Source organism: Moraxella sp. VT-16-12, from assembly GCF_002224245.2.
Taxonomy (GTDB): Bacteria; Pseudomonadota; Gammaproteobacteria; order Pseudomonadales; family Moraxellaceae; genus Moraxella.
Window position 1 is genome coordinate 1 of the sequence record NZ_NKHK02000029.1, and the last position, 884, is coordinate 884.

Annotated in this window: 1 protein-coding gene and 1 pseudogene; both read left to right on the forward strand. The window is 54.9% G+C overall.

The genetic code is table 11. The features are described from left to right. Positions 1 to 68: 68 nt before the first annotated feature. Positions 69 to 596: a replication initiation protein gene (locus CEW93_RS11110; RefSeq protein ID WP_370511956.1), complete on the forward strand. Its 528-nt coding sequence runs from the start codon at positions 69 to 71 to the stop codon at positions 594 to 596. Next, positions 593 to 884, forward strand: a pseudogene (locus tag CEW93_RS11115) (plasmid replication protein); the annotation flags it as partial. The gene CEW93_RS11110 and the pseudogene CEW93_RS11115, both read left to right, overlap by 4 nt.

Sequence of the window (884 nt, forward strand, 5' to 3'; positions counted from 1 at the left end):
ATCCGGCAAGATTCAACATGAAATACAGAGGGCGTGTAGGTCGCATAACCCGGAGAGAATCGTAACACATGAGCGCCGCGCTTCAATACTTCGACGAAAATTTACCCCATCGTCCCTATCACACGGATGATCTCGCTTTTGGTCTTCGCATCTCCGGCAAAGGGCGTGCGCTTCTTGCGCGGTACATACAGCAGAACCAGCCTCATGCGCAGTTCTGGCTGGTTTTTGACGTTGACCGCGAGGGGGCTGCGATTGACTGGAGCGACCGGAACGCTCCCGCGCCGAACATCACCGTTAAAAATCCTGTGAACGGACACGCTCACCTGCTCTACGCACTCAACATCGCCGTGAGAACCGCGCCTGATGCCTCGGTTAAGGCGCTGAAATATGCCGCAGCGGTTGAACGTTCGCTGTGTGAGAAACTTTGTGCGGATGTGAACTACAGCGGCCTGATTTGCAAAAATCCGTTCCACCTGGAATGGCTGGTGATGGAGTGGCGCGAGGAAGCCTATACCCTCGATGAACTGGCTGATTATCTCGATTTGAGCGCCTCAGCGCGCCGTAGCATCGACGAAACTGCCACCTGTTCGAAATGACGCGCAAATGGGCTTACAGGGCGATTCGTCAGGGCTGGCCAGCGTTCTCACAGTGGCTTGAAGCGGTGATCCAGCGTGTCGAAATGTACAATGCATCGCTTCCCGTTCCGCTTTCACTGGCTGAATGTCGGGCTATTGGCAAGAGCATTGCGAAATACACGCACAGGAACTTCACGCCGGAAACTTTCGCACAGTATGTGGCTGATACGCACACGCCAGAAATTCAGGCTGCACGCGGTCGCAAGGGCGGTTCTAAGTCTAAGCGCAGCACAGTAGCTACATCTGCAC

Coding starts and splice junctions, on each gene's coding strand:
- CEW93_RS11110 (WP_370511956.1), top strand. CDS start 69: ATGAGCGCCGCGCTTCAATACTTCGACGAAAATTTACCCCATCGTCCC.